General features: G+C 32.6%; 29 protein-coding genes and 1 tRNA gene. 17 read left to right on the top strand and 13 right to left on the bottom strand.

Annotation, left to right across the window (positions count from 1 at the left end):
- Positions 1 to 145 precede the first annotated feature (145 nt).
- A complete protein-coding gene (locus H3U97_RS04240; RefSeq protein ID WP_198198283.1) occupies positions 146 to 1492 on the top strand; it encodes a hypothetical protein in 1347 nt (448 codons plus the stop codon).
- Between the two features lie 38 nt (positions 1493 to 1530).
- Here H3U97_RS04240 and H3U97_RS04235 read toward each other — a convergent pair whose 3' ends face one another.
- Positions 1531 to 2334, bottom strand: a complete 804-nt coding sequence (locus H3U97_RS04235; protein ID WP_110454758.1) for a hypothetical protein — start codon at positions 2332 to 2334, stop codon at positions 1531 to 1533.
- A 230-nt stretch (positions 2335 to 2564) separates the two neighbouring features.
- Positions 2565 to 2936, bottom strand: coding sequence for an EthD domain-containing protein (locus H3U97_RS04230; RefSeq protein WP_198198282.1), 372 nt, complete (start codon positions 2934 to 2936; stop codon positions 2565 to 2567).
- Between the two features lie 72 nt (positions 2937 to 3008).
- Between H3U97_RS04230 and H3U97_RS04225 the strand changes: the two genes are divergently transcribed.
- From H3U97_RS04225 to H3U97_RS04210, 4 genes are all read left to right on the top strand, one after another.
- Positions 3009 to 3353, top strand: a complete 345-nt coding sequence (locus H3U97_RS04225; protein ID WP_198198280.1) for a MerR family transcriptional regulator — start codon at positions 3009 to 3011, stop codon at positions 3351 to 3353.
- A 347-nt stretch (positions 3354 to 3700) separates the two neighbouring features.
- Positions 3701 to 4225, top strand: a complete 525-nt coding sequence (locus H3U97_RS04220; RefSeq protein WP_198198278.1) for a low molecular weight protein arginine phosphatase — start codon at positions 3701 to 3703, stop codon at positions 4223 to 4225.
- A 237-nt stretch (positions 4226 to 4462) separates the two neighbouring features.
- A complete protein-coding gene (locus H3U97_RS04215) occupies positions 4463 to 4933 on the top strand; it encodes a YhcH/YjgK/YiaL family protein (protein WP_198198276.1) in 471 nt (156 codons plus the stop codon).
- 26 nt (positions 4934 to 4959) lie between these two features.
- Complete coding sequence (locus H3U97_RS04210) at positions 4960 to 5898, top strand: sugar kinase (protein ID WP_198198274.1); 939 nt, start codon at positions 4960 to 4962, stop codon at positions 5896 to 5898.
- 105 nt (positions 5899 to 6003) lie between these two features.
- Here H3U97_RS04210 and H3U97_RS04205 read toward each other — a convergent pair whose 3' ends face one another.
- Positions 6004 to 6741, bottom strand: coding sequence for a cyclase family protein (locus tag H3U97_RS04205; protein WP_232343737.1), 738 nt, complete (start codon positions 6739 to 6741; stop codon positions 6004 to 6006).
- A gap of 324 nt (positions 6742 to 7065) precedes the next feature.
- Between H3U97_RS04205 and uvrA the strand changes: the two genes are divergently transcribed.
- The 8 genes from uvrA to H3U97_RS04165 all read left to right on the top strand — a co-directional run bounded on the left by uvrA (position 7066) and on the right by H3U97_RS04165 (position 14843).
- Entirely contained in the window at positions 7066 to 9906 is a 2841-nt protein-coding gene (gene uvrA, locus H3U97_RS04200; protein ID WP_198198388.1) for an excinuclease ABC subunit UvrA, read from the top strand.
- A gap of 37 nt (positions 9907 to 9943) precedes the next feature.
- Positions 9944 to 10543, top strand: a complete 600-nt coding sequence (plsY, locus tag H3U97_RS04195) for a glycerol-3-phosphate 1-O-acyltransferase PlsY (protein ID WP_232343735.1) — start codon at positions 9944 to 9946, stop codon at positions 10541 to 10543.
- Between the two features lie 201 nt (positions 10544 to 10744).
- The gene (gene recR / locus H3U97_RS04190) at positions 10745 to 11350 is read left to right on the top strand and encodes a recombination mediator RecR (protein ID WP_065612883.1); all 606 of its coding nucleotides are present in this window, start codon (positions 10745 to 10747) and stop codon (positions 11348 to 11350) included.
- Between the two features lie 87 nt (positions 11351 to 11437).
- Complete coding sequence (locus tag H3U97_RS04185; RefSeq protein WP_198198272.1) at positions 11438 to 12256, top strand: pyridoxal phosphatase; 819 nt, start codon at positions 11438 to 11440, stop codon at positions 12254 to 12256.
- An 18-nt stretch (positions 12257 to 12274) separates the two neighbouring features.
- Positions 12275 to 12985, top strand: coding sequence for a tRNA pseudouridine(65) synthase TruC (gene truC, locus H3U97_RS04180; RefSeq protein ID WP_086365328.1), 711 nt, complete (start codon positions 12275 to 12277; stop codon positions 12983 to 12985).
- A gap of 225 nt (positions 12986 to 13210) precedes the next feature.
- Positions 13211 to 13624 (top strand): DUF4878 domain-containing protein, encoded by a 414-nt coding sequence (locus H3U97_RS04175; RefSeq protein ID WP_198192098.1) that lies wholly within the window; start codon positions 13211 to 13213, stop codon positions 13622 to 13624.
- A gap of 123 nt (positions 13625 to 13747) precedes the next feature.
- A complete protein-coding gene (locus tag H3U97_RS04170) occupies positions 13748 to 14161 on the top strand; it encodes a DUF4878 domain-containing protein (RefSeq protein WP_086320116.1) in 414 nt (137 codons plus the stop codon).
- A gap of 163 nt (positions 14162 to 14324) precedes the next feature.
- A complete protein-coding gene (locus tag H3U97_RS04165; protein WP_198198270.1) occupies positions 14325 to 14843 on the top strand; it encodes a YiiX/YebB-like N1pC/P60 family cysteine hydrolase in 519 nt (172 codons plus the stop codon).
- A gap of 151 nt (positions 14844 to 14994) precedes the next feature.
- On the opposite strand, the gene H3U97_RS04160 is transcribed toward H3U97_RS04165, so the two are convergent.
- From H3U97_RS04160 to H3U97_RS04130, 7 genes are all read right to left on the bottom strand, one after another.
- Positions 14995 to 16059: a tyrosine-protein phosphatase gene (locus H3U97_RS04160; protein WP_110453494.1), complete on the bottom strand. Its 1065-nt coding sequence runs from the start codon at positions 16057 to 16059 to the stop codon at positions 14995 to 14997.
- Between the two features lie 9 nt (positions 16060 to 16068).
- The gene (locus H3U97_RS04155) at positions 16069 to 16884 is read right to left on the bottom strand and encodes a PTS system mannose/fructose/sorbose family transporter subunit IID (protein ID WP_086356944.1); all 816 of its coding nucleotides are present in this window, start codon (positions 16882 to 16884) and stop codon (positions 16069 to 16071) included.
- Complete coding sequence (locus H3U97_RS04150; RefSeq protein WP_198198268.1) at positions 16881 to 17675, bottom strand: PTS sugar transporter subunit IIC; 795 nt, start codon at positions 17673 to 17675, stop codon at positions 16881 to 16883. The genes H3U97_RS04155 and H3U97_RS04150 overlap by 4 nt, the downstream gene beginning before the upstream one ends.
- A gap of 42 nt (positions 17676 to 17717) precedes the next feature.
- Positions 17718 to 18191, bottom strand: coding sequence for a PTS sugar transporter subunit IIB (locus H3U97_RS04145; RefSeq protein ID WP_065578902.1), 474 nt, complete (start codon positions 18189 to 18191; stop codon positions 17718 to 17720).
- A 12-nt stretch (positions 18192 to 18203) separates the two neighbouring features.
- On the bottom strand, positions 18204 to 18635 hold the full coding sequence (locus tag H3U97_RS04140; RefSeq protein ID WP_065612890.1) for a PTS sugar transporter subunit IIA: 432 nt from the start codon (positions 18633 to 18635) through the stop codon (positions 18204 to 18206).
- 200 nt (positions 18636 to 18835) lie between these two features.
- Positions 18836 to 19687: a MurR/RpiR family transcriptional regulator gene (locus H3U97_RS04135; protein WP_086356941.1), complete on the bottom strand. Its 852-nt coding sequence runs from the start codon at positions 19685 to 19687 to the stop codon at positions 18836 to 18838.
- Positions 19688 to 19935: 248 nt separating this feature from the next.
- A complete protein-coding gene (locus tag H3U97_RS04130; protein ID WP_065578899.1) occupies positions 19936 to 20235 on the bottom strand; it encodes a DUF6694 family lipoprotein in 300 nt (99 codons plus the stop codon).
- A gap of 398 nt (positions 20236 to 20633) precedes the next feature.
- On the opposite strand from H3U97_RS04130, the gene H3U97_RS04125 reads away from it, so the two are divergent.
- The 4 genes from H3U97_RS04125 to yegQ all read left to right on the top strand — a co-directional run bounded on the left by H3U97_RS04125 (position 20634) and on the right by yegQ (position 23304).
- Positions 20634 to 20707 (top strand) — tRNA-Cys (locus H3U97_RS04125).
- Positions 20708 to 20821: 114 nt separating this feature from the next.
- Positions 20822 to 21265, top strand: a complete 444-nt coding sequence (locus H3U97_RS04120) for a hypothetical protein (RefSeq protein WP_086319667.1) — start codon at positions 20822 to 20824, stop codon at positions 21263 to 21265.
- 209 nt (positions 21266 to 21474) lie between these two features.
- Positions 21475 to 21687: a thermostable hemolysin delta-VPH gene (locus tag H3U97_RS04115; RefSeq protein ID WP_065612892.1), complete on the top strand. Its 213-nt coding sequence runs from the start codon at positions 21475 to 21477 to the stop codon at positions 21685 to 21687.
- Positions 21688 to 21966: 279 nt separating this feature from the next.
- Positions 21967 to 23304, top strand: a complete 1338-nt coding sequence (gene yegQ / locus H3U97_RS04110; protein ID WP_110453584.1) for a tRNA 5-hydroxyuridine modification protein YegQ — start codon at positions 21967 to 21969, stop codon at positions 23302 to 23304.
- Positions 23305 to 23374: 70 nt separating this feature from the next.
- On the opposite strand, the gene proA is transcribed toward yegQ, so the two are convergent.
- The 3 genes from proA to proB all read right to left on the bottom strand — a co-directional run bounded on the left by proA (position 23375) and on the right by proB (position 26550).
- Positions 23375 to 24628: a glutamate-5-semialdehyde dehydrogenase gene (gene proA, locus H3U97_RS04105; RefSeq protein ID WP_086356940.1), complete on the bottom strand. Its 1254-nt coding sequence runs from the start codon at positions 24626 to 24628 to the stop codon at positions 23375 to 23377.
- A gap of 35 nt (positions 24629 to 24663) precedes the next feature.
- Entirely contained in the window at positions 24664 to 25170 is a 507-nt protein-coding gene (locus tag H3U97_RS04100) for a hypothetical protein (protein ID WP_198198266.1), read from the bottom strand.
- Between the two features lie 270 nt (positions 25171 to 25440).
- The gene (gene proB, locus H3U97_RS04095) at positions 25441 to 26550 is read right to left on the bottom strand and encodes a glutamate 5-kinase (protein WP_086361057.1); all 1110 of its coding nucleotides are present in this window, start codon (positions 26548 to 26550) and stop codon (positions 25441 to 25443) included.

The following is a 26550-nucleotide window of genomic DNA, read 5'->3' as shown; positions in this document are numbered from 1 at the left end:
TAAAAATAATTTCTATAAATTCCTCATTATTTTTATAAAATACCTTAATTTTATAGTTTCATGGAAATCAAAAGTTTATTTAGAATTAATTAGGAATTAGATTTTTATATTATAGAAGAAGAAATTATAAACATGGTGAAGCACAATGGATGATACATGGTTTTTTAGATTAATTTCTTTTGTTAAAAGAAAAGGTTGTATAATTCTTCAGTTTGATTCCGAGATGGTTGAAAGGGCATCATTATCTAAACATGGTCTTAATGAGTTTACCAAAACTTACCTTCATGATTTAACTAAAAAAATATCACCGCCATTAGTTTGTTTCATTTTATACCAACCACTCGAATCATGCAAAACCCAATTAAATATAGGTGTACTGAGTTCAAATGCTGCAATTTCAACGTTTGAAAGTAGAATTAAGTATAAAAATGGCAAAAAATTATTTAGTAACCTAAAAGAACTGTTAGATAAGAATCATGATTTGGCTGTGAGTGAAATATTATCAATAAAGAAACAAGTCACTTATGTAAAACCAAATCTTAGCGTGAAATTGATAGAGTTGTTGAGTAGTTTCACTAGTAATCATAATTCTTTACAATATATATCTGAATCTCTCAATACTCCAACAAAATATAGTAATAATTCAGCCTTGCAAGAGGATGCAATTCAAACAGCATTAAGAGCATTTGGTATTAATAACAATGAATTTGCTTTAGATATCACTTTGATGGAAGATAAATCTACAGGATTGCTTAGATTAAAGGATAAAAACGATTTAATATCAGAAAACTTTGGAGATCCTGAATTAAAACTTTTAAAACCCACTAGATTTATTGAAGATAATGCCATTGCTAAAGATGTTTACTCCTTATTATCAAGGTATTCTTTAGAAATAAATTCACTAACAGGTAAAGCATTATTTGAAAAAAATGGTGAGTATCTAGAAATTTACACTGCAAATAGAACAACTTTAGAACAAGCATTAGGTGTTGATTTAATTTATATTAATTTAACTCAAAAAAACACAGTCATGGTTCAATATAAAATGTTAGAACAAAATGAGAATTCAACACAAAGAGATTGGATTTATTATCCTAATGAAAAAATGAGGGATGAACTTACTCGAATGCGACGTTTTAATCAATGTTTAGGACCTGATACTAATGAATATCGTCTTAATAAAAGTGCATTTTATCTTAAATTTGTAAAACGTGATGCTGCATTAAAAAATGGATCTATTATTCTTCCACTAGACCATTATGAAAAAATTGTAGATAGTTCAAGAGTAAGAGGTCCCAGAAAAGGAGTAAGAATTAGTTACAATCAACTAAAAGGGCAATATTTAAGGCAAGGTCCTTTTTTAGGGCTAATTCAATCAGGGTATATCGGAAGTTATAGCAAAACGACTGGAGCATTGAGAACGATAATTAATGAAATAGTTGATGATAATAGAGCTGTTATTACTGCAATTCAGCGGCAAGCAAAAGCATAATTTTTATGATAATTATATAGATTAAAACACAAAATAATTCATCGTTGTCCTGTCAAATTAGCAATAGCAGCTTGTAAAACTTGCCAGCTGATTTTAGCTGTATAATTATCAGGATTAAATCTTTGAGCTAATTGTTGTCTTGGATGAATATAGTTTCTAAAGTCCCTCAGTGTGTGTCCATATTTCTTTATATCTAGAGAAATAAGCCCTATTTCATAAGCAACATCTATAAGCTGCGCTAATGACCAATCGTGAAATTGAAGAACTATACCTGTATTTTTATCTTTAGCCGCTGAGTTTGCTAGATTAAATAATTTAGGGTTTTTGCCTGCTACGTCAAGTAATATACCCTCTAAAGTACTACCACATAAAAAAATTGCAGCTAAAGGTGCATTATTAATAGTGTATTTAATTTCATGGAGTCGTTGTTTTATGACTGATTCAAAACTAGTGTCTAAATTTAGTTTGCTAATGTTAATTGAAGAATAATCTATATTTAAAAATTCTTTTTCTGTTGTTTCATCACTAGATTTGTTAAGTAATCTATTAATAATAGTTTGTACTGCTTTTTTATTTTCATTAGATACTATTTCTATAGTACAAGCGTATTCTAAAAGAGCCTCAAGTAGTTTACCTGTAGTTTGATCATCTTCTAACTCCCAAAATGAGCGTAATCGATTTATTTTAGAAGCACCATTGAAGTTATATTTTTCAGTATAAATATCTATACCATTTTCTTGGAAAAAATTAGAAAAAGTTCGATTACTGAAATTTAAAACATAACCTCCGCGATTAAATAGTTTTTCTAGTATGTTTTTTTCATGCATTTTGAGTGATGACATTCAAAATATCTCTATAATATAACAAAAATTCCTAATATTATGGCATAGCTCATTTTTATATACACTATAAAATACTTTACTATTAATTATATATACAATTATACATTTAATTTAAAACTCTCAAGACTTAATAAGGATAAAAGCCATTCATTTCAGAATGGCTTTTTTACTTAGAATAAAATTATTAGAATTTAAAATGATAATAACGAATTATAGTAAATCATATACTTTTAAATAATCGTTCGTTCCGTTGCATACCAGATTAACGATTGTGAGTGATCAATAAACTGATTTTCATCATCTAATAATAATTGGATGGCTCTTTTGGCTTCAGGTGAAGTTCTGATACTTAACATTTTTTCTTTACTTTGCCAGTAAATTTCAGCCATTCCATCAAAATCAAAAATAGGTGCATCTCTGCTATTGCGCATGGCATTTCCCGGATTTTTATCTTGTAATGGTACGCTTTGGACATAATGAAGAATTCCTAGTGCTTCTTTTTGTGAATTAACTAAAGCCGCATGGTGGTTACGCCAATAATCATCAAATTCTTGATAACTTAATGTCTTTTTGCGTTTAACTAACGTAATTAATTTGATCATTTAATACCTCCTTTAATAAATACGAGCATATGATAAAGTATGACAGTGCTGTTAGAGTCAATAGGAGGTGTTATGAAAATTGGTGAATTATCCAAACTTAGTCAAATTAGTATAAGGATGCTTAGATACTATGAAGAAGCAGGACTTCTTTCACCAAAACGTACTGTTTCAGGTTATCGACAGTTTGAAATAGAGGACATTGACCGAGTTAAACTAATTCATAAGTTAAATAATGCAGGATTAACATTAAAAGTTATATGTAAGATCCTCCCTTGTTGGCAACATCAAAATAAAAAGTTTTCGCCTTGTAAAGAGTTCAAAATGGGGTTGAATGAAACTTTGTTAAAACTAGATGAACAAATTCAACTTTTACAGCAAAGTCGTAGTCATTTAATAACCTTGTTAGAAGAAAATTAAAATTCATTTTTCACCGTCAGAATAGGTTTTTAATAGCCAAATGTTAAGATAGAGTGGGTTGTTACCTAAATTTACAAAACAATGGATAATTTAATCCTGTTTGGGTTAGGGTTATCATTTTAATTACAACGATATTGATAAAAATTATGGGTAGTTTTCTTTTAATAATCCTATTATATCGCTAGACAGTGGTTATCTTTATTTATTTTTGCAGATTAAAGATGATCTAAATAATGAAATAAATAGGATGATATAGGTCAATAAGCATTGAAGTAAAATTAATTAGGATTTAACATTATTTTTGTTATTATAAATCCCATTATTTGGTTAATTATTAAGGTAAAAATATGTTTAATTTAAAAAAATATTTAGTTGGTTTATTGGCATTGTTTAGTGCTTCTTGTTTTGCTCTCGACCACGTTGTTACTTTTGTTTGTACTGGTAACACCGGCCGTAGCCCTATGGCCGAAGCATTAGCTAAGGATTATGTCAACAAGCATAATCTCAATATTGAGGTTCAATCACGGGGGGTTAATGTTGATCCGAGTGAATTAACCCCAGAAGAAAATACAGTTAAAGTATTAAAAGATAGAAATATTGATATATCATCACATAAAGCAACTCAATTAGTTAAAGAAGATATCGATAAATCAGAATATTTACTGACAATGACGCAAAAACATAAAGATAAAATTTTAGGTCTATTCCCTGAATCGAAAGGTAAAGTATTTACATTATCGGAGTTTGCCACAGGTAAAAATGAAGATCTTTCAGACCCATACAAATTACCATTATCTGCTTATATTAAAGTAGAAAAACAATTAGATGAATTTTTACCATTGGCATTGGAAAAAATTGCTAAAGAGAAATAATTTGATCTATATATATTCTTATAAATTTTCTTTTTTAAAACCGCATAATTGCGGTTTTTTAATATTTACATAATTTCGATAATAGATTGTTTTTCCTAATTTTTAACAAATGATCTATAAAAAATTATTGCTTGAGTATATACTCTTGCCTAAAGATTTTATTCTTCCATATAGTTGTATGTAGAAGAGTATAGTGAATAGTTATTGCATCAATTTATAAGTGAAGGAGCATTAAGTATGATTTTAGGTAATGTTAATCATTTGGATTTAGTTCCATATTTGCCGACCAAAATTAAACAATCGATTGAATACGTGAAGGACAACGTTAATAGCAATACACCAGCTGGTCGTTATGATATTGATGGTGATAATATGTTTTTTATGGTGTCTGATAATTCCTCAAGATATATTCATGACGCTAATCCTGAATATCATAAAAAGTATATTGATGTGCAAATTGTTTTAGAAGGTCAGGAAGGTATGGCTATTTGTACTTTGCCTCCACACACTCAAGTTTTAGATGATAAAATAGCAGAAAATGATATTGCTTTTATCAAAACGCCTAACGAAGAAACTATGTTAGTATTACAGCCTAACGATTTTATTGTTTTTTTACCCAATGAAGTTCATAAACCGCTTTGTGCTGTTGATAATATGATTGCTACGGTTCGTAAGGTTGTGGTAAAAATTGCATTGAATTATTTATAGATAGAGTAAGGATTTTAGGTAACACTATGACTACAAATATCGCTGTTATTGGCGAATGTATGATTGAACTTTCAATAAAACAAGATTCTACAACCCGTAATTTTGGTGGCGACACTCTCAATACATCGGTTTATTTATCGCGTTTGTTAACCAATAAAGATTTTTCGATTCACTATGTGACAGGCTTAGGAACCGATCCTTTTAGCCAAGAAATGCTTGATAGTTGGCAAAAAGAGCATATCTCAACCGATCTAGTTCAAAGAATGGCTGATAAAATGCCAGGACTTTACTCAATTGTGACTGACGAGCAAGGTGAACGTTCTTTTTATTATTGGCGTAATGATGCAGCGGCTAAATTTTGGTTAAAAACAGCTGAAACAGCCAAAGTTAGTGAGCAAATTGCTAAATGTGATTATGTTTATTTAAGTGGTATTAGTATCGCAATTTTAGATGCAGAAAGTATCGTTAAATTATTAGCGCTATTAAAGCAAGTTAAGGCGAATGGCGGTAAAGTTATTTTTGATAATAATTTCCGTCCGCGTTTGTGGAGTAGCTTTGACTTAGCTCGTCGCGTTTATTCGGATATTTTGTCATACACTGATATTGCTTTTTTAACTTTAGATGATGAAGATCTATTATGGGGTAAATTACCTTATGAACAAGTTATCGAGCGTACTAAAAACTTTGGTGTTTCAGAAATTGTGATAAAACGCGGTAGTGATAGTTGTATTATTGATTCATTAGAAGGCCGTTTTGAAGTTCCTGCTAACAAAATTGCCAAAGAAGATGTTATTGACACTACAGCTGCCGGTGATTCATTTAGTGCCGGATATTTAGCTGCTCGTTTAAGTGGTAAAACTCCTTCACAATCAGCCAGTCAAGGTCATTTAGTTGCCGGAACTGTGATTCAGTATCGTGGTGCTATAATCCCTTTGGACGCTACACCGAAATTAATTGAGAATTAATAAATAAAACGGTCATAATGACCGTTTTTTATTGCAAATTAATATATGCCGAAACATTATCCCTTAATATCTAACCAAAATAGATAGTAGGGCATGATGAATAAATTAAGGTAATATAGCAAAAGAACGAACCGGAAAACCTGATGCATTATTAGGTTTGGCTACAATATTAAAGATAACCGCTCCTTTAGCTGGCAGTTGATCTAAATTGGTCATTAACTCAACTTGATAAGTATCTTGCTCTAAAACATAGTATTCGCCTTTTAAAGCATTATTTTCTCTATAAGCTTTGGCTGAATCAGTATCAAAAGTTTCATGACCAATAGCTTTAATTTTTCGTTCCTCAAATAAAAATTTCAGTGCATCAAGTCCCCATCCCGGAATTTGATTATTCCCATCAGCATCTTTGTTTTCCATTGCCGTTTGTGATGGCCATTTTTTACTCCAATCTGTTCGTAATGCAACAAAGCTACCCGCTTCAATTTGTCCATGTTGCTTTTCAAAGCTTAATACGTCTGCTACTGAAAAAGAGAAATTAGGATCTTGTTGTGCTCGTTGCGATTGGTCGATAACAATTAACGGTAATACAAGCTCTTGCAACTCCAGTTCATGCAAATAGCGAGTGTTAGGCACAAAATGAATAGGCGCATCTAAGTGAGTGCCATATTGCCCAGCAAAACTAAAGTTTTGTGCCAAAAAGCCATCATTATGATCAAACAGCGTTTTGATTTCGGCTGGATTAAACATAAAAAAATGTGGTGAATTGTGATCAAATGCATGGGTTAAATCAATCCATTTTTTTGATTTTAATAAATTTAAAGCTTGTAATACATTATTATTCAAAACTAATCCTCACACTATAAAACACGATTATTTTTCTATTGTAAAATGGCTACATTTTGTAAACAAATAATTTTAAGTTATAGGAATATATTTTTTAGTACTAAGATCTATTTAGAAAAATTTTGAGGAACGGGGTTTTTGAATGAGTAAAAAATGCTTTATTTTTATTATTTAATGAACAAATTTGGTTTATATTATTGAAATTCTAATAACCGACCCTATTGAGCTATATAGTTGTATATTTAATCAATCCATACTGGTATAATATACAGTTTATCTTTTATCTATTTATCTAAACACTCATATAAGAAGAGATCTATGTCAATTAAAGATATCGATATTCGTGGTGCAAGAACACATAACTTAAAAAATATTAATGTAGTTATCCCAAGAGATAAATTGGTGGTAATTACAGGTCTTTCTGGTTCTGGTAAATCATCACTAGCGTTTGATACCTTATATGCTGAAGGTCAAAGACGATATGTTGAGTCGTTATCAGCTTATGCTCGTCAATTTTTATCACTAATGGAAAAACCTGATGTTGATCATATTGAAGGCTTATCGCCAGCTATTTCAATTGAGCAAAAATCAACATCACATAATCCGCGATCAACAGTCGGCACAATCACCGAAATTTATGACTATTTACGTCTGTTATTTGCTCGAATTGGTGAGCCACGTTGTCCAAATCATAATTTACCATTAGCTGCGCAAACGGTTTCGCAAATGGTTGACAGTATTATGGCATTACCTGTAGAAAATCGTTATATGTTACTTGCGCCGGTGGTTACTGAGCGTAAGGGTGAGTTTGTGAAATTATTCGAACAACTTGCTGCTAGCGGTTATATTCGCGTTCGGGTTGATGGTGATGTTTATGATCTCTCTGATCCTCCGACACTTGAGTTACAGAAAAAACATACTATTGAAGTGGTGGTGGATCGTTTTCGTATTCGTGATGATTTGAAACTACGCTTAGCTGAATCAATTGAAACAGTACTTTCAATTACCAATGGTATTGTTAAAGTCGCAAATTTGGATGATCCCAAAGCTGAAGAACATCTGTTCTCTGCCAATTTTGCTTGTCCAATATGTGGCTATAGTATTTCTGAACTTGAACCAAGATTGTTTTCATTTAACAATCCTGCTGGTGCTTGTCCTGAATGTGATGGTTTAGGGGTACAACAATATTTTGATCCAAAACGTGTTGTACAAATGCCTGAAGTTTCCTTAGCCGCAGGCGCGATTAAAGGCTGGGATAGACGTAATTTCTATTACTTTCAGATGTTAAAATCGTTAGCTGAACACTATAAATTTGATATCGATCAACCATATCAAAAATTACCTGAAAAAGTGAAAGATATTTTACTAAATGGTTCAGGTGGTGACGAAATACAATTTGTTTACACTAATGATCGTGGTGACGTTGTGAAGCGTAAACATGCTTTTGAAGGTATTATCAATAATCTTTCTCGTCGCTATAAAGAAACCGATTCGCAAACTATTCGTGAAGAGTTAGCTAAATATATTAGCCATCGACCTTGCCCATGTTGTGAAGGCTCAAGGTTATGTAAAACAGCCCGACATGTTTTTATTAATGATACTAATTTACCAACTATTAGTAATTTAAGTACCCAACAAGCGAAGGACTTTTTTGATAAGTTATCATTGACTGGACAACGGGCACAAATAGCTGAAAAGATTTTAAAAGAAATTAATGATCGGCTGCAATTTTTGATTAATGTCGGTTTAAATTATTTAACCTTATCACGTTCTGCTGAAACCTTATCTGGTGGTGAAGCGCAACGTATCCGACTGGCTAGCCAAATTGGTGCAGGATTAGTTGGTGTGATGTATGTTCTTGATGAACCGTCGATTGGTTTACATCAACGTGATAATAGTCGTTTAATTGATACATTGACTCACTTACGCGATTTAGGTAATACCGTTATTGTCGTTGAACATGATGAAGAAGCGATTATGGCTGCTGATTATGTTATTGATATCGGTCCTGGCGCAGGTGTTCATGGTGGTGAAGTTGTTGCACAAGGTACGCCACAACAGATAATGGAATGTAAAAATTCATTAACGGGTAAATACCTTTCTGGTGAGGAAAAAATTGAAATTCCTGCTGAGCGAACCAAAATCGATAAGAAAAAAATGTTATCAGTAATTGGTGCGACGGGAAATAATCTTAAAAATGTTACTTTGAATATCCCAGTTGGCTTATTTACCTGTATTACTGGTGTCTCTGGTTCGGGTAAATCAACTTTGATTAATGATACTTTGTATCCTTTAGCCCAAAATGAACTTAATGGTGCGGAAAAAAGTGACATTGCGCCTTATGAAGCAATCAAAGGATTAAATTATTTTGATAAAGTTATCGCAATTGATCAGAGCCCTATAGGTCGAACACCACGTTCAAACCCTGCTACATACACAGGCTTTTTTACTTCGATTCGTGAACTTTATGCTGGTGTGCCAGAAGCTAGAGCACGAGGTTATAATCCAGGAAGGTTTAGTTTTAATGTCAAAGGTGGACGATGTGAAGCTTGTCAAGGTGATGGTTTAATAAAAGTCGAAATGCACTTTTTACCTGATATCTATGTACCTTGTGATCAGTGCCATGGTGCTAGATATAATCGTGAAACATTAGAGATTAAGTATAAAGGTAAATCGATTAATGAAATCCTAAACATGACGGTTGAAGAAGGGCGAGAGTTCTTTGATGCAGTACCTATGATTTCACGTAAATTACAGACTTTAATTGATGTTGGTCTTGCTTATATTACCATTGGTCAGTCAGCAACAACTTTATCTGGTGGTGAAGCGCAACGGGTAAAACTTGCAAAAGAGTTATCTAAGCGAGATACTGGTAGTACTCTTTACATACTTGATGAGCCAACTACCGGTTTACATTTTGCCGATGTAAAACAATTACTTGCTCAATTACACTCTTTAAGAGATAAGGGCAATACTATCGTAGTGATTGAACACAATTTAGATGTTGTTAAAACTGCTGATTGGATTGTCGATCTAGGTCCTGAAGGTGGTAGTGGTGGTGGTGAAATCATTGCTGAAGGTACCCCTGAAGATGTTGCTAAATCGAAAAAATCCTATACTGGTCAATATTTGAAACCATTATTGCAACGACAAAAAGATAAATAATCTAGACTAAAACTACGGTAACCATAGGAGAGGTATTTTGACATTACAAATTATATTAATGATCATCATTGCTTATCTCTGTGGTTCACTGTCTGGGGCTATGATTATTTGCCATGTGATGAAGTTACATGATCCTTCCTTGCATGGTTCTCATAATCCGGGCGCAACCAATGTATTAAGAATTAATGGCCGTTTACCTGCCGTTATCGTATTAATTTTTGATATGTTAAAAGGAGCGATTCCTGTTTATATCGCTTATCGACTTGGGATATCGCCTTTCTTTTTAGGCATAATCGGTATTTCAGCTTGTCTTGGTCATATTTTCCCTTGCTTCTTTCATTTTCGTGGTGGTAAAGGCGTTGCGACTGCTTTAGGCATGATGGCGCCTATTGGACTTGATTTTACTGGCTGTTTTCTTTTAACGTGGTTTTTGGCGTTAATTATTACTGGCTATTCATCAGTGGCTGCAATTATCGGCTTTCTTTTTGCGCCTTTATTTGTTTGGTTTTTCAAGCCCGAATTAACGTTACCAGTGACAATGCTCTCTTGCTTAATTATTATTCGTCATAGTAGTAATATTATGCGATTATTTAAAGGTGAAGAGCCAAAAAGCTATACTAGGCATAACAAAAAATAGCTTAATGGGATATTTATTTTTAACAGCTAATCATTATTAATGATGAAAATTTAAAAAGTATAAAACAACTAATTTCACGTTAGTTTTTTTAAACTTTAATTAATTTGGAATTGAAATAATAGAATATTTCTTGTTTTATAGATAATTGAAACAAGGTATTATTGATTAATTATATATAACTATATGGTAACAAAATAATTCATGCAAATCAGTCCGTTACTCGAATCACTTATTAGTGCACTTCGTTGTTTACCTGGCGTTGGTCCAAAATCAGCACAACGAATGGCTTATCATCTACTACAACGTAACCGTCAAGCAGGACTTCATTTGGCTGATCAGCTAAATGAGGCAATGAATAACATTGGTCATTGTAAAGCATGTAGAACTTTTACAGAGCAAGAGATCTGCACCATTTGTGCTAATGTTCGTCGTCAAAGCAGTGATCAACTCTGTGTGGTTGAATCTCCAGCAGATATTTTTGCTATTGAACAAACCGGACAGTATAGTGGTCGTTACTTTGTTTTACTTGGTCATTTATCGCCACTAGATGGTATTGGACCAACTGATATTGGTCTTGATTTACTAAAAAGCCGATTAGCGTCAGAATCAATTCATGAAGTCATTTTAGCAACCAATCCAACGGTTGAAGGTGATGCAACAGCTAATTACATTGCTCAGATGTGTAATGAGTTTAATATCGTTGCGACTCGAATTGCCCATGGCGTACCTGTGGGTGGTGAACTTGAAATGGTTGACGGTACTACCTTATCGCATTCATTTGTTGGTCGACAAAAGATAGAATTTTAGTGTTATTTAATGATTTATCGTAATAGATAAAACAGATTATTTAGTAAATATTCGTAGATTTTAGCAAAAATTAGAAAGAGAGATGTTATGAAATATAAAGCAGTTGCTTTTGATATGGATGGTACTTTACTGGCGAGTAATCGTTTAATTCTGCCTGAAACAGTAGATATGATCCAAAAAATTAGCGAGAAAGGCATTAAAGTTATTTTAGTCTCCGGTCGTCATCATACTGTAATACATCCTTATTATTATCAACTCAAATTATCAACACCGGCAATTTGTTGTAATGGTTCTTATTTATATGATTTCAAACAACAACAAAATTTTGCTGCTAAACCGATGACTAAACAGCAAGCAAAAAAACTGTTAAATTTAGTTAACCAATTTGGTATTCATACCATGATTTATACTGATCAAGTTATGAATTATGAAGTTCTTGATGATCATCTTGAAGGATTCTTTGAATGGTTGAATTCATTACCAGAATTCTTACAACCAGAAGTCAAAAAAGTTGATAATTTTGAACAAGTCATTGAACAAGCAAATATGATTTTCAAATTTGCTACCAGTAGCCATAATTTACCTGCCTTAAAACAATTTTCCGATGCGGTTGATGCACTTGATGAGTTCTCATGTGAGTGGTCATGGTCTAATCGTGCCGATATTGCGGTTAAAGGTAACACAAAAGGTAATGGTTTAAAGCATTGGGCTGAACATGAAAATATTAAATTAAGTGAAATTGTTGCTTTTGGTGATAGTTATAATGATATCAGTATGTTTGCTATTGCTGGACTAGGTATTGCAATGGGCAATGCTGATGATGAAGTTAAAGCCAAAGCCGTTTATACGATTGGTGATAATAATAGCTCTAGTATCGCTAATGAGCTTAAAAAATTATTTTTATAGCCAAATGGATTAATTAAAATGGTTTTTGAGGTTCTTTATCAGGACAATGATTTAATAGCAATTAACAAGCCAGAAGGGTGGTTGGTACATCGTAGCTGGCTTGATAAAAATGAAACAGTGGTTGTGATGCAAACGTTGCGTGATCAAATTGGACAACATGTTTATCCTATCCACCGTTTAGATCGACCAACCTCTGGGGTATTAGTTTTTGCCTTATCTAGCGATATTGCTCGTTTATTGTCACAACAGTTTGCGGAAAAACAGATCGAAAAAACTTATCATGCTATTGTGCGAGGTTATATTGATGGTGAAGCTACCATTGACTATCCATTAGTTGAAGAGTTAGATAAAATTGCTGATAAATTTGCCAACAAAGATAAACCTGCTCAAGAAGCAATAACCTTTTATAAAGGCATTAGTAAAATAGAATTGCCTATTGCCGTAGGCAAATATCAAACAGCTAGGTACAGTTTTGTTGAGTTAAAACCGCAGACCGGTCGAAAACATCAATTACGTCGCCATTTAAAACATATTTTCCATCCAATTATTGGTGATAGTAAACATGGTGATCTCCATCAAAATCGTGCTTTTAATCATTATTTCGATATTAAACGTCTTATGTTACATGCTAGCACTATCAAAATGATGCACCCAGTCACCCATGAACCATTAACTATCCATGCAAATTTAAGCGAAGAGTGGTTAACAGTATTAAAAAATTTTAGATAAAGTTAATGACTTTATTGATAATTAATTTAAATTTATTAGTGGTATTTGATTTTTTATGTGCAAAACAAATTTTATTGCATTATTGATTTAGTTACTATAACCTTAAGCCGCATATCTAAATATTAAACAATATCTGCAGAGTACTTATCACCATGCTTTCAAAATATTGTTAACATTTTCAAGTATTAATAATAGTTAAATTTAGTAAATTATTTAGGAAAAACAATGAAACGATTAACTCAGTATGTAAGTATCTTCTTTTTAACTTTATTCGCTATCGCGTGTTCATCAGGTGAAAGTTCACTAGAAAAAGTCGCAGAAAAGTATGTATCAGCCATGTATAGTGGTGATGCTGATGCAATAATAAAAATGATTTATATGCCAGATGAAGAGAAATCTTCGGATGCGAGCACGATGATTAAGGGTAAATTGCAAGATGCAACAATAAGAGCCAAAGCTTATGCTGAGCAACACGGTGGTATTGCTAAAGTTGAATATCAACCAACTAAATATCTAAATGATGATAAAAGTCGTGCTATTATTGATATAAATGTAATATTCAAAGATAATACCAATAAAAATGAAGATCTTAAATTAACCAAAGTTGATGGAAATTGGTTTATTGAAGTCGGTTTTTAATTTTAAACATAATATATTACTACTCGTTTAAATATAAAAAAGAGTAAAGTAGCTTTTACTCTTTTTTGTTGTTCAATGAGAATACCAATTTATTGGATAAAAAATCAAAAAAGGAAATAAAATATGAAATTGTTAGTTAAATTTTTAAGTGTGTTTTTATTAGCATTAGTCGTTACTGCTTGTTCTTCAGATGATAATACACCTGAAGTGGCTGCAGAGAAATTTATTAAAGATTCTTACAGTGGTAATGTTGATGGTATTCTCGATGCTTTATATATTCCTGATGAATTAAAAACTAATGGTGTAGATATTAAAGTATTAATGAAAAGTAAAATGAAAGTAGCTATTGATCAAGCTGTTGCCACTGCAAAACAAAATGGTGGATTTGATCAAGTCAAAATATCTTCAACTGAATATAATAATGATAAAACTCAAGCTACTATCAAGACAATCATTATTTTTAAAGATGGAACTGAGAATAATTCAGCATTATCATTAATCAAAGTTGATGGTAAATGGTTAATTAATATAAAATAACTCTTATAATTATTTGATAACCTAAAGAGGTGATTCTATCCTTTTTAGGTTATAGATAACCAATCTAAATTTTATGAAATTTTCATATTATATTTTTATTTTTTTCCTCTTTATCATAAATCCAGTTTATGCTCAAGAATTAGCAAATTCCGATAATTCCTATATGGAAAAGACTTCATTAATTAATGTTGGTGATTGGATTTTTCGTAGTGGTGTTCAGACAGATAGTTTTATCGTTAAAAAACTTGATGGTGGTATATTTTCTCATATAGGCATGGTTGTCGCGATTGAACCGGAAATAAAAGTTATTCATGCCACGACAACTGATGATGAGAATATTCCAAATCAAGTTATTATTTCAAGTTTGGCTGATTTTACTGCTCCAGAATTAGCTGAGAAATATGCCATAGCGCGACCAAACTTTTTAACAGATGAGCAAAAGTTACAAATTATTGCCGAGTTGTTAACTAAACAAGGAGAAGAGTTTAAACTTGCTTCTCGTGAGGAAGACCATCTATATTGCACAACGTTATTGTATGACGTTATTATCAAATATAAATCTGATTTTAACCCAGAATGGAAATATGCTAATTTCCCTTTATTGCGTGGTCATTATCTATTTCCGAGCGCTTTTGCCAATTATTCAGATGTTATTTGGATATATAGTTATCCGGAAAACTAACTAAGTAATTGCTGGAAGGTTTATAACAAAATCAAGATTAATTAATCACGATTAAGTGCATTTATGATTAAAAATTTGCCTTTGGCTAAAGACTAAAGTGGTTCTAAAAAAGCGTAATGGGTTATTACGCTTTTTGATTAAGGGTATTAAGTTAGGATTCTAAATAAATAGCCTGCATTTTTTCAAAATCTTGATCGGTGAAACCAAGTTCTTGTTTAATGTAATTGCTTGGTGTTCCAGCAACTTTTTTCATCGTATTGAGTATTTCTAATACGAAACTTTCACGAGTATCAATTAGACTTAGCAGATATCCTAAAACATCCTCATTATCGGTTATTTTTCGATAAGCTTCCATTTTGATTTTATTGCGCTCTAAACGGTTATCATGAGTTAGCATATAATCATAAATAATATCTGACTCAGATACTCCTAACATTACCTGAATAAGTAATACGCCATAGCCAGTCCTATCTTTACCACCACGACAGTGTTGAATACTTGGACTATTGTGGCCATCTAATACCACTCTCAACATTTGTCGATAAGCATTTTTTGACTTTTCACTCAATACAAAGTTACGATATTGTTCAAGAACTTGGGTGCCTTCACCATTGACTAATTCTTTCGGAATATCTCTTAACACACTCTCAATTAAAGCTTGATCTTCATTGCTTGGCTCGGCTGCAAATTGAGCTGCAAGTTCTGCTGTTTGTGCTGAAGCATCAAAATTAAAGGTTTGTTTTTCACCAATTGAAGAATTCGGACTAGTTTTAATCTCATTTTCACAACGATAATCTATAATTGTTTGGATGTTTAATGTTTTAATATATTGTTGCGCATCTGGTTTTAAACCATGAAGATGATTAGAACGATATAATAATCCCCATTTTACCCGTTTCCCATTTGCACCAATATAACCACCAAAATCACGGAAATTATTTAGACCTGTAATTGGTAAAGTTCGTTCAGCAACTAAATATGAGAAATCATTACCAATTTGTAAAATCAGATAAATACGACGTTTCGCTTGTAAAGGATCTTCAAAACTAAACGGCGATTTTATATCTTCACTGATTAATGTTTTATTTGTTGTATTAACATTTGCTTCTTCTGTCCAGTATAAATCTACACGATGATTCGAATTGTTTTCAAATGAGACAGTTAATTGACCTTGCTTATTTCGATTTAATGAAGCTGTTTTAATTTTAACTACCATATTTATTCCTTACTTTAAAATACCATACATTGAAAATATTACGCCAATCACCATTACCGCCAGTATTAAGCTAACTGTGTATTTACCTTGAAACTTCCTAACGATGAAGAATGTGGCTAATGCAAAAAGTAAGGTTAAAAAATTTGGCATGACTTTATCGAACATTTCTTGAACTTTAATCGATTGTTCGCCAACATTTATTGTTAGTGGTGTAGCAACTTTGACCGTTGATGCAATGAGCGAACCCAAGACCATGACACCAACAACATTAGCCAAGTTACTTATTCTTTGAATAATGTTTGAATTTTTTGATTGCTCAATTAAATCTACACCCTTGTTATAACCATAATGAATAAAGAAATATTTACTTAACACATTAACAAGGTTATAAATTAAAAACATTAATATAGGGCCAATGATATTGCCTTGCAACGCAAATGCTGCGCCAATACTGCCGCAAATCGGCATCCAAGTGAATTTAAGTAAACTATCACCTAAACCTGCAAAAGGTCCCATTAAGCCAGCTTTAACAGAGACTACCGCATCTTTTTCTTCTTCACTGGTTTTCTCTTCCATTGCGGCGGTGACGCCCAAAATTAAAGCGCCAGCATTAATTTGTGTATTGAAAAACTCTAAATGGCGTTTCATTGCTCGGATACGAGTTTCTTTATCTGCATCTTTATAAAGTCGATCTAGTACAGGGATCATACAATGAGCAAATCCTATCATTTGCATTTTTTCATAGTTATATGAAAATGACATTGTTTGTAAGTTCCAAAAGATACGATTCAGATCTTTTTTGGTAATTTTATGTAGAGTACTCATAGATCATATTCCTCTTCAGTGTTGCTATTCATTGATGTTTGGTTATCGGATTCATTATTATTACTGTTTCTGCTATTAGTTGACGCCATGTCATATAGGACTGCGAAAGCTAGAGCGATAAAGGTAACAGGAATAATTGGTAATTTTAAATAGGTAGTTAGCATGAAACCTAATAGGAAAAAGAACCACATTCTGCCTTTGAGTAACATCAGTAATAAAATACAAATACCTACTGCTGGAATTAATTTGGAAGCAACGCCCATACCATCAATGATGCTTTTTGGAATCGCATCTAAAATAGTTTTAACTAACTCACTACCAAAATAAATTGCAATAAAACAAGGAACTGCACGAATTAAAAACCAAACTGGTGTTGAGAAAAAGTGAACTTTAGCCAGCGCTTTATAATTACCATTTAAAACAGAACGTTCTGCCCAAGGATTTAAAAAACATGCGAATGAACGCCATATAATGAGTAATTGTTGACATAACAATGACACAGGCACGCCTAACGCAATACCAGTAGCAATACCTCCGCCAGTGGTGATACCTAGTGAAACCCCGATAATGGCACCGGCAACAATGTCTGGTGCTGAATATGCCCCTACATTACCAATACCCATCCACATTAATTCAAGTGTTGCACTAATTGCTAACCCTTGAACCATATCGCCCATAATAATACCTGCAATGGTACCTGTTAATAATGGGCGACGTAACATCTGCGGACCAACATCATCCAAAGAACAAATTCCCGCCCAAATGGCGACAAGAATAGCTTGTGTTAACATATGTTAACCTCCAAATTAAAAATAAATATTTCGAAAGATTATTTAGTTAAGTAGTGATTTCAGATCGACTATTGGATCTTTAGGAACCATCTGCACCTCAACTGGAATATTCTTAGCAATAAGATTTTTGAATGCTTGTTCCTCTTCTGGTGTTACCGAAACCGCTCTTGATAATTGATGTCGGCCATCTTGCATTCTCATTCCGCCTACATTCACTTTTTCTAGCGATAGTCCACCTTCAACTAAAGCATTAACATCAATACTATTCGTGAAAAGTAACATGGTTCTTTTTTTGATAGGGGTCTTTTTTAGAATTTCGATAAATTGTTGGACCCCAAATACTAAAACTTTTAGACCAGGAGGTGCCGACATAGTGAGTACCGATTGCTGAACTTTATCTTCAGCGACTTTATCATTAATAACTAATACTTGTTCAATGTCATAGTTTTTTACCCAAGTAGTAATAACTTGTCCATGAATCAAGCGATCATCAATTCTTGCTACATTTATTGGCATTTTGTCTTCTCCTTACAACTCATTAGATTGTTCTTGTTGAACATTTAGAATCTGCCGAACATCTTTACAGCTTTCGGGAAAAGTTTCCTCAATAGCCAATTTGGCATCATTTAATGTCCCTTCACGATTATTTAAAACTTCAAGTAATACTGGAATATTAAAACCACAAAATAACAATACATCGTCATGTGATATGAGTAGTTCGGTGGCTAGATTGCAGGGTGTTCCCCCCATGATATCCACCAATATAATTACGCCATTACCTTGATTTAGTTTTTTGTAACTACTTTGCATTTCTTGACGTAGATTATCGATATTACTATCAATTAAAACTGATATAACATGAACATTGTCTTGTTCTCCCATAAGCATTTGTGCACACTCTAAAGCGCCTTGAGCAAATGGGCCATGACTGGCTAGAATGATGGGTAAAGGTTGTGGCATAGAAATTTCCTTGTTTTGTAATTTTATTACTAAATATTTTTATTTATTTAGTAATAAAGTTACATCTACAGGGGCAAATAGTCATCTATTTTTTAAGAAATTTTTATGATTTTGTGAACGAGATCAAATTTATGCAAAGAAAGATGATGGTTATAACTGACGAGTTAGAGCTAAAGTACTTGTGTTTTCGTTTTTTGTGTTTATTTTGTTGTTTTGGCTGGATATTTACGTTTTTCTCTATTTTGAGTTTGTAAGAGTAAACGTTCATCATATTGGCGAATAAATAAGTTAGTTAAGAGCATATTTACTACAGATATTTGAGAGATTTTAGATCGTATTGGTATTAATCTTGAAGCATGCTCCATCGATGTAGTATGTAACACTAAGGTGGCTAAGGATGAAATCTGACTTTGTCCCATTTTAGTGATAGCAAGAGAAGGAACCGAAGATTGACCTGCTAGTTTTAATAACTCAACACAATCAGGCGTTTCTCCTGAGTGTGAAATAATAATAACAAGATCATTTTTATCTAATGTACTGATGAGACTTCGAGTAATGTGAGCATCGAAGTGACAATTGACATCTTTCTTTATTTTGATAAGTTGATATTCCAATTCTTTACCAACTAAGCCACTACTGCCAACACCAAATATAACTATTTTTTGACAATTAATAATTAAATCAATGGCACTATTTAATGCATGAATATTAACGATAGAGTGGGTTTCATCAATTGAGGATTTTTCCATTGCTTGGACTTTACTATTCACATCAGCAAGAGAATCGTTCAAATTGATATCATCTTGTAATATCTCATTATTAAGTTTTTTAGGGATTGAGCCAATCAGATCGACCTTGAAATCACTGAATCCTTTATATCCTAATTTATTACATAAACGTAAAATAGTGGTGGTACTTACGTGATTGAGTTTTGCTAAAGTTTGGATGCTCATATTCTTGAGTGCTTGGATATTATCAATAATATAGTAAGCAACTTTAAGCTCTTTAGTTGATAAGTCTTTTTTTACTTCTCTAAGCTTTAACTCAATCACTAGATACCTCAAATTTACTGTTCTATTGCTATAAGTATATAAAAATTGTTCAGGAAATTAAAAAAAAAATTAACTTCAATAGACTAAATTATATACAAATCAAGTTGTCATAATCAAAAGTAATTCAATTAAAATAATGGTAATTGGGTATATAACGATATGTATTATTAAAAATAAATTACGTAATGAGGTGAAATTTATTTATAAAAAAACCCGCTTATGCGGGCTTTAGCGCTAATCAGTTAAAATTATTTATCAAATTCGCTGATAATTTCTTTAGCTGTTTTACCATTAAGTTTGCTTTTAAGATCTGCAGTTACTTTAGCTTCATCGCCAGCATTAGCTGGATTAGTTGCCGCAGCAGTTGTTGCTTTAACAATGGCACGAGCAAAAGCAATTTTATCGTTATCACTTAATTTTTCACTAGCTGTTTTTACAGAACTAGTAAAAGTTTCTTGTGTTGTAAAATCAATTTTAGGTGCATCACCACCACCACAACCAATTAACGCAAAACTTAATAATGATACAGCTAATAGTTTTTTAAACATTTCCATTCCTTAAAAATAAATATTATAAAAGCAGAGCTATTTTTATACTAAAAGAGTTAATTTTCAAGCAATAAATGTCTTTTAATTGAAAATAATTTATAACGTTGTCAGTTTAAATTTTAAGATTGTGAATTTAGTGCAGCATATGTTTTTTTATGATAAATAAAAGCGTTACTGGAAATTATGTCTCATTTTACCCTTAAAAAAGCCCGCTCCTCAAAATTTTTATGATTTTAGTTGTAAATAAGCTATATAAATTTAACTCATCCTTCTTATTGATGTCCTATATTTAGGACATTTAAAATATTCTATGCGACTGCTGTATTTATAACCTATTAAAACTTGACGATAAGGTAAGCCAATGCTAATATTTGCCACCTATTCAGATAGACCTCTTCGGCGCGTTGGCAGAGTGGCCATGCTGCGGATTGCAAATCCGTCTACCTCGGTTCGACTCCGGGACGCGCCTCCATTAAAAATCGATAAGTTACCTACAGTATTTGCTCGAATAAACTATCAAGTTAATAGAGATATTTATTCTTTATATGATATAGTTAATGATAATTATAGCGAATTGAGTATTATTATGACGGTAGAAAAACTTAGATATTGGTTATCATTTATTATTGCTTCAGTAGCAGTTTTCTTTTTTATTAATCAATTTGACCTATTTGATAAAAAAAATATTGAAAAGCAGTTAGTTACCATGTCAAAAGAAATAAATAAAAATACTCCATATCAGTTAGATCAGTTTACCATTTTAGATTCAACTATGGCATATAAAAATACAATAGTTTACAAAATGACAATTTTTAATATTAATTTTGAAGATTTAGAAATGGGTTTTGTTGAAAATAAACTTTTTTTGACGGTAAGAAACCTTCTTTGTACTGAAGAAAGTACAAAAAAAGCAATAAATAAAGGGGCGATTTTTAAATACATGTATAATGAAGAAAATAATAAATATTTATTTTCTTTTACTATAGATAGTAAAGACTGTTTGGAAATGTTAAAAGATGAATCAAAATAACCATTCTTTAGTAATCTTAAAGCTGAATATCATCATTAAAGTCCATTTGTAGTTCAGGTATTTTTGTAATTGTAAAAATATTTTCGATTTTTAATGTTATTTATTAAATCATTAGTCAATTAAACAATCAAAAAAGTACCCATCATTTATTGTAAACCATTGATTCAGTTATGCCCACTTATAACGTTTATCAAGAAACAGGATAAAACATGGCATATTTTAATTATCATGCTAAAGCCAAAAAACTGATCTCACAAGGGTATTTGATACACTATGAGTTTGTCGATAATTGGAATGGTATCAAACCCGCATTAGTTTTATATTTTGACAATGCTAACCCAATGCCGATAAGGGAATATCGTTGGCAAGAATATTTACCATTGATTGGACTAGTTACCGAAGACCTAGACAACTCAAATTAATGGTTTGGGTTAGTCATTTTAGGTTATAAATCACCAGTGAATATTTCTGACAAAAATAAAGACCATTTACCTTAATGATTTAACAATTAAGAGAAGATAACAGGTAATTATTAAGAACTTTTTCTAGACTGTTTTGCTCACTATTAAGCTGTTATTGATTGTTATAACAATAAATTTGCCAATCTGATAGCTAAAGCGTAAAATGCCCATCCTATTTTGCTTAACCTATTACCTTATAAGGTAATACTGACTTGAAATCAGAGGCATTTTTTAATGACAATGTTATATCCAAAACCAGAATTACTTTCACCAGCTGGTTCTCTTAAAAATATGCGTTACGCATTTGCTTATGGTGCTGATGCAGTTTATGCCGGGCAGCCACGCTACAGTTTGCGAGTACGTAATAATGAATTTAATCATGAAAATCTTGCTATTGGCATCAACGAAGCTCATGCTCAAGGTAAAAAGTTTTATGTGGTAGTTAATATTGCACCGCATAATTCGAAATTAAAAACCTTTATTCGTGATTTAGAGCCAATCGTAAATATGAAGCCAGATGCGTTTATCATGTCTGATCCTGGTTTAATCATGTTGGTTCGTGAACATTTTCCGGAAATGGAAATTCACTTATCTGTGCAATCCAACGCGGTTAACTGGGCGACGGTACAATTTTGGCATAAGATGGGATTAACGCGTGTTGTGTTGTCACGAGAGTTATCCATCGATGAAATCAAAGAAATTCGAGAAAAAGTGCCGGAAATGGAACTTGAAGTTTTTATTCATGGTGCGCTTTGTATGGCTTATTCGGGGCGTTGTTTATTATCGGGTTATATTAATAAACGTGACTCAAATCAAGGTACTTGTACTAATGCTTGTCGTTGGGAATATAAAGTATCAGAGGGTAAAGAGGACGAAGTAGGGCAGATAGTCCATAAATGCGAGCCGATTCCTATACAACAAGTTGAACCTACATTAGGTGTTGGTACAACAACCAATCAGGTCTTTATGTTAGAAGAATCTGGTCGCCCTGGCGAATATATGCAAGCTTTTGAAGATGAACATGGTACTTATATCATGAATTCAAAAGATTTAAGAGCGGTTGAATTAGTCGAAGATTTAACTAAGATCGGCGTACATTCACTTAAGATTGAAGGGCGAACCAAATCGTTTTATTACTGTGCAAGAACCGCTCAAGTCTATCGTCAAGCTATTGATGCCGCCAGTGAAGGTAAACCATTTGATCCACGCTTATTGGCTGAACTTGATTCTTTGGCTCATCGAGGATATACCGAAGGCTTTTTACGTCGCCATAAACATGAAGATATGCAAAATTATGTGCACAGTCATTCTGTATCTGATAGACAACAATTTGTTGGTGAGTTTAGTGGTCAACGTCTAAATGGCTTAGCTGAAATTATTGTTAAAAATAAATTTTCAGTAGGGGATAGTGTTGAAATGATGACCCCTAAAGGTAATATGACCTTTATTATTGAACGAATGGAAAATAAAAAAGGTCAACCAGTTCCAGCAGGACTTGGTGATGGTCACATTGTTTATATTCCAATCGCCGAAGATATTGATTTAAATTATGCGCTTTTAATGCGTAATTTTGATTAATCTATTTAACTTATATAACTAATAACTATATAACTAACTGTTCAGGGTTATGAACAGTTAGTTGTTATCATTACTGACGAACTAAATCTTCGCCATAACCAATCCATTTATACGTTGTTAAGGCTTCAAGGCCCATTGGTCCTCTGGCATGTAATTTTTGCGTACTAACTGCAACTTCAGCACCTAAACCGAATTGTGCACCATCGGTGAATCGGGTCGATGCATTAACATAAACTGCAGCAGCATCGACTAAGTTAACGAATTGTTCTGCATTTATAAGGCTTCGCGTTAAAATGGCTTCTGAATGACCACTACCATATTCGCGAATATGTTCCACCGCCAATTCCAATGAATCAACAATGACAATATTCAGATCTTTGGAAAGCCACTCTTGTCTTAGTTCATCATCCTCAACGGCAAAAACATTTGCCACTCCAGCATTCAAAATCTTATAAGCATCGGGATCGGCATGCAATATCACCTGATTATCGGCCATGATTTGACTAAGTTTTGGTAAAAAAGTATTGGCAATTTCAGTATGAACAAGTACTGTTTCAACAGTATTACAGGTACTTGGTCGCTGAGTTTTTGCATTAAGTATTATTGATAGCGCTTTATCAAAATCAGCACTTTCATCGACAAAAATATGGCAAACACCAATTCCACCAGTAATAACAGGTATGGTTGAATGTTCTCGACAAAGTTTGTGTAATGCTGCGCCACCTCGAGGAATAATCATATCAACATATTTATCAAGTTTAAGTAATTCAGTGATATATTTGCGATCAGGATTATCGATAGATTGAATTGCTGTTTCAGGTAAACCGACTTGTTTTAAAGCTTGCTGAATGATAGCTATAATAGCAGCATTGGTATTAATCGTCTCTTTACCACCACGCAGTATCGCTGCATTGCCGGTTTTTAAGCAAAGAGCCGCAATATCAATAGTCACATTAGGACGAGCTTCATAGATAACACCAATCACACCTAATGGCACCCTGTGACGTTGTAACTTTAATCCGCTTGCTAATGTCGAACCATCAATAACTTGGCCAATTGGATCGGTTAAAGAAACAACATTGCGAACATCATTAGCAATAGATGATAATCGTTCGGAAGTTAATAACAGACGATCGAGTATTGCCTCGGTCAATCCTTGTTCTTTTGCCATAGCCATATCTTTTTGATTAGCATCAAGAATCTTGTCAGCATTTAGTTCTAATAAATCGGCGATATGAATTAAAGCCTGATTTTTAATTTTTGTTGCGCATTGTGCTAATTGATATGAAGCAAGTTTGGCTGCTTTACCCATTTCGTTTATCATTGCTTAACCTTTATTGATTTTGTCCACAAAGTTTTTTAATAGATTGCATATTTTTCTAAATATAACTGCTTTTCTGACTCCAACATCATATTTAGGTCGATAACATAATCCTCAATAGTATCGTTTGTCTTATATTTTATTATTATGGTATTAGGATTTTTTTCTGAGATATTAATAATATTCTTAAATAGGATACAGGTCATTTTATTTTTATCTTTTCTTTTTAAAAAGACATAAACAATAAAAAACATGGTAAACAAGATAAGATCCGTAACGGTAAATTGACTATTCCTAATACTAATAAATGTTTTACCCAAAATGATATATTTTTCAGCCCATTGTAATAACAAAAAAACAATCATTAATAATAAAATGAGACCGAGGTGAAAAGGGATTTCGATTATGTGAGAGAAAATAAAGAATGCTATAAAGCAGGCAAGTAAAATTATTATAAGTGGTTCAATATATTTACGTCGATAAAAGACTAAATCCTGATCATCTTTTTGCCATTTTTCGCGATAGCTATTAACTTCAATACTCAATTTTATAAACCTTTTATCTTATTCATCTATTTTTTTATTTATCGATAAGATAGGTAATCTATCCAGAACTCTATGTTATATATTAAATCATCAATATATTTTTATATTATAAAAATATAAACATGCCAATAATAACCTTCTCTGATGTTAGTTTTTGCATAGACAAAAGCTTGATTGTAGGCATTATTATTAATAAAGGATAATACTGAACACAACGCTATAGAGTAAGTTTTTGTAACGATTTGGCCGAATGTCTCTATCCTAAATCTATTATTTAATCAGCATATCATCTCGGTGTACGGCAACAGGACCATATTCATAGCCAATTATTTGGCTAATTTCTTGTGAATGATGTCCTGCTATTTGTCGTAATGCATCACTATTATAACGGCTGACTCCTCGAGCTATTTGCATACCAGATTTATCACAAATATTAATGACTTCACCACGTGAAAAATCTTTTTCGACTGCGATAATGCCTTTTGGTAATAGCGAACTACCATTATTTAAAATGGCGTTAATCGCACCATCATCAAGTATCACTTTGCCTACGTTTGGTGCGCCATATAGCCAGTGCTTTCGATGTTCTAATGGGGTTTTTTGCGGTAAAAAACGGGTACCAACCGATTGATTATTGACTGCATCAACAATCACATTGGCTTTATTTCCTGCAGCTATAATTACTTCTATGCCAGCACTCCCAGCTACTTCGGCAGCTTGAATTTTTGTGCTCATGCCACCGGTTCCTAAACCTGAAACACTATCACCGGCGATACTGCGCAGATCATCATTAATCTGACTTACTTCTTTTATCAATTGTGCATTGCTATCGCTTCTTGGATCGGCTGTATATAAACCTTCGATATCGGTAAGCAATATCAATTTATCTGCTTCAGCTAAAATTGCGGCAAGTGCTGATAAATTATCGTTATCACCAACTTTAATTTCAGCAGTAGCAACTGCATCATTTTCATTAATCACTGGGACAATATTATTCTCTAGCATTGCTTTTAATACATCTTGAGCATTTAAAAAGCGTTCACGATCTTCAAGATCTGCGCGAGTTAATAGCATTTGTCCAATATAAATTTTATATATCGAAAACAGCTGTTCCCAAAGTTGGATTAATTTACTTTGACCAACTGAAGCAAGTAATTGTTTTGTGGCAACAGTATTGGGTAGGTTAGGATAGTTGAGGTATTCTCGACCAGCAGCAATAGCACCCGAAGTCACGATAATAATTTTATGACCAGTTTGATGTAAATAAGAACATTGTCGAATCAGTTCTACTATTCTCGCACGGTCTAACTGTTTAGTTCCTCCAGTTAAAACACTGGTACCGAGTTTAACAACGACAATTTGTTGTTTTTTATTATTCAT

This window comes from Gilliamella sp. W8128 (assembly GCF_016100545.1).
GTDB classification, from domain to species: domain Bacteria; phylum Pseudomonadota; class Gammaproteobacteria; order Enterobacterales; family Orbaceae; genus Gilliamella; species Gilliamella apis.
The sequence above is the reverse complement of the archived record's forward strand: the minus strand, read 5'-3'. Positions and strand labels throughout refer to the sequence as shown.

What these genes read in the sequence shown, in the direction of transcription:
- H3U97_RS04240 (WP_198198283.1), top strand. Translation starts at nt 146, where the DNA reads ATGGATGATACATGGTTTTTTAGATTAATTTCTTTTGTTAAAAGAAAA.
- H3U97_RS04235 (WP_110454758.1), bottom strand. Translation starts at nt 2,334, where the DNA reads ATGTCATCACTCAAAATGCATGAAAAAAACATACTAGAAAAACTATTT.
- H3U97_RS04230 (WP_198198282.1), bottom strand. Translation starts at nt 2,936, where the DNA reads ATGATCAAATTAATTACGTTAGTTAAACGCAAAAAGACATTAAGTTAT.
- H3U97_RS04225 (WP_198198280.1), top strand. Translation starts at nt 3,009, where the DNA reads ATGAAAATTGGTGAATTATCCAAACTTAGTCAAATTAGTATAAGGATG.
- H3U97_RS04220 (WP_198198278.1), top strand. Translation starts at nt 3,701, where the DNA reads ATGTTTAATTTAAAAAAATATTTAGTTGGTTTATTGGCATTGTTTAGT.
- H3U97_RS04215 (WP_198198276.1), top strand. Translation starts at nt 4,463, where the DNA reads ATGATTTTAGGTAATGTTAATCATTTGGATTTAGTTCCATATTTGCCG.
- H3U97_RS04210 (WP_198198274.1), top strand. Translation starts at nt 4,960, where the DNA reads ATGACTACAAATATCGCTGTTATTGGCGAATGTATGATTGAACTTTCA.
- recR (WP_065612883.1), top strand. Translation starts at nt 10,745, where the DNA reads ATGCAAATCAGTCCGTTACTCGAATCACTTATTAGTGCACTTCGTTGT.
- H3U97_RS04185 (WP_198198272.1), top strand. Translation starts at nt 11,438, where the DNA reads ATGAAATATAAAGCAGTTGCTTTTGATATGGATGGTACTTTACTGGCG.
- truC (WP_086365328.1), top strand. Translation starts at nt 12,275, where the DNA reads ATGGTTTTTGAGGTTCTTTATCAGGACAATGATTTAATAGCAATTAAC.
- H3U97_RS04175 (WP_198192098.1), top strand. Translation starts at nt 13,211, where the DNA reads ATGAAACGATTAACTCAGTATGTAAGTATCTTCTTTTTAACTTTATTC.
- H3U97_RS04170 (WP_086320116.1), top strand. Translation starts at nt 13,748, where the DNA reads ATGAAATTGTTAGTTAAATTTTTAAGTGTGTTTTTATTAGCATTAGTC.
- H3U97_RS04165 (WP_198198270.1), top strand. Translation starts at nt 14,325, where the DNA reads ATGGAAAAGACTTCATTAATTAATGTTGGTGATTGGATTTTTCGTAGT.
- H3U97_RS04160 (WP_110453494.1), bottom strand. Translation starts at nt 16,059, where the DNA reads ATGGTAGTTAAAATTAAAACAGCTTCATTAAATCGAAATAAGCAAGGT.
- H3U97_RS04155 (WP_086356944.1), bottom strand. Translation starts at nt 16,884, where the DNA reads ATGAGTACTCTACATAAAATTACCAAAAAAGATCTGAATCGTATCTTT.
- H3U97_RS04150 (WP_198198268.1), bottom strand. Translation starts at nt 17,675, where the DNA reads ATGTTAACACAAGCTATTCTTGTCGCCATTTGGGCGGGAATTTGTTCT.
- H3U97_RS04145 (WP_065578902.1), bottom strand. Translation starts at nt 18,191, where the DNA reads ATGCCAATAAATGTAGCAAGAATTGATGATCGCTTGATTCATGGACAA.
- H3U97_RS04140 (WP_065612890.1), bottom strand. Translation starts at nt 18,635, where the DNA reads ATGCCACAACCTTTACCCATCATTCTAGCCAGTCATGGCCCATTTGCT.
- H3U97_RS04130 (WP_065578899.1), bottom strand. Translation starts at nt 20,235, where the DNA reads ATGTTTAAAAAACTATTAGCTGTATCATTATTAAGTTTTGCGTTAATT.
- H3U97_RS04120 (WP_086319667.1), top strand. Translation starts at nt 20,822, where the DNA reads ATGACGGTAGAAAAACTTAGATATTGGTTATCATTTATTATTGCTTCA.
- H3U97_RS04115 (WP_065612892.1), top strand. Translation starts at nt 21,475, where the DNA reads ATGGCATATTTTAATTATCATGCTAAAGCCAAAAAACTGATCTCACAA.
- yegQ (WP_110453584.1), top strand. Translation starts at nt 21,967, where the DNA reads ATGTTATATCCAAAACCAGAATTACTTTCACCAGCTGGTTCTCTTAAA.
- proA (WP_086356940.1), bottom strand. Translation starts at nt 24,628, where the DNA reads ATGATAAACGAAATGGGTAAAGCAGCCAAACTTGCTTCATATCAATTA.
- proB (WP_086361057.1), bottom strand. Translation starts at nt 26,550, where the DNA reads ATGAATAATAAAAAACAACAAATTGTCGTTGTTAAACTCGGTACCAGT.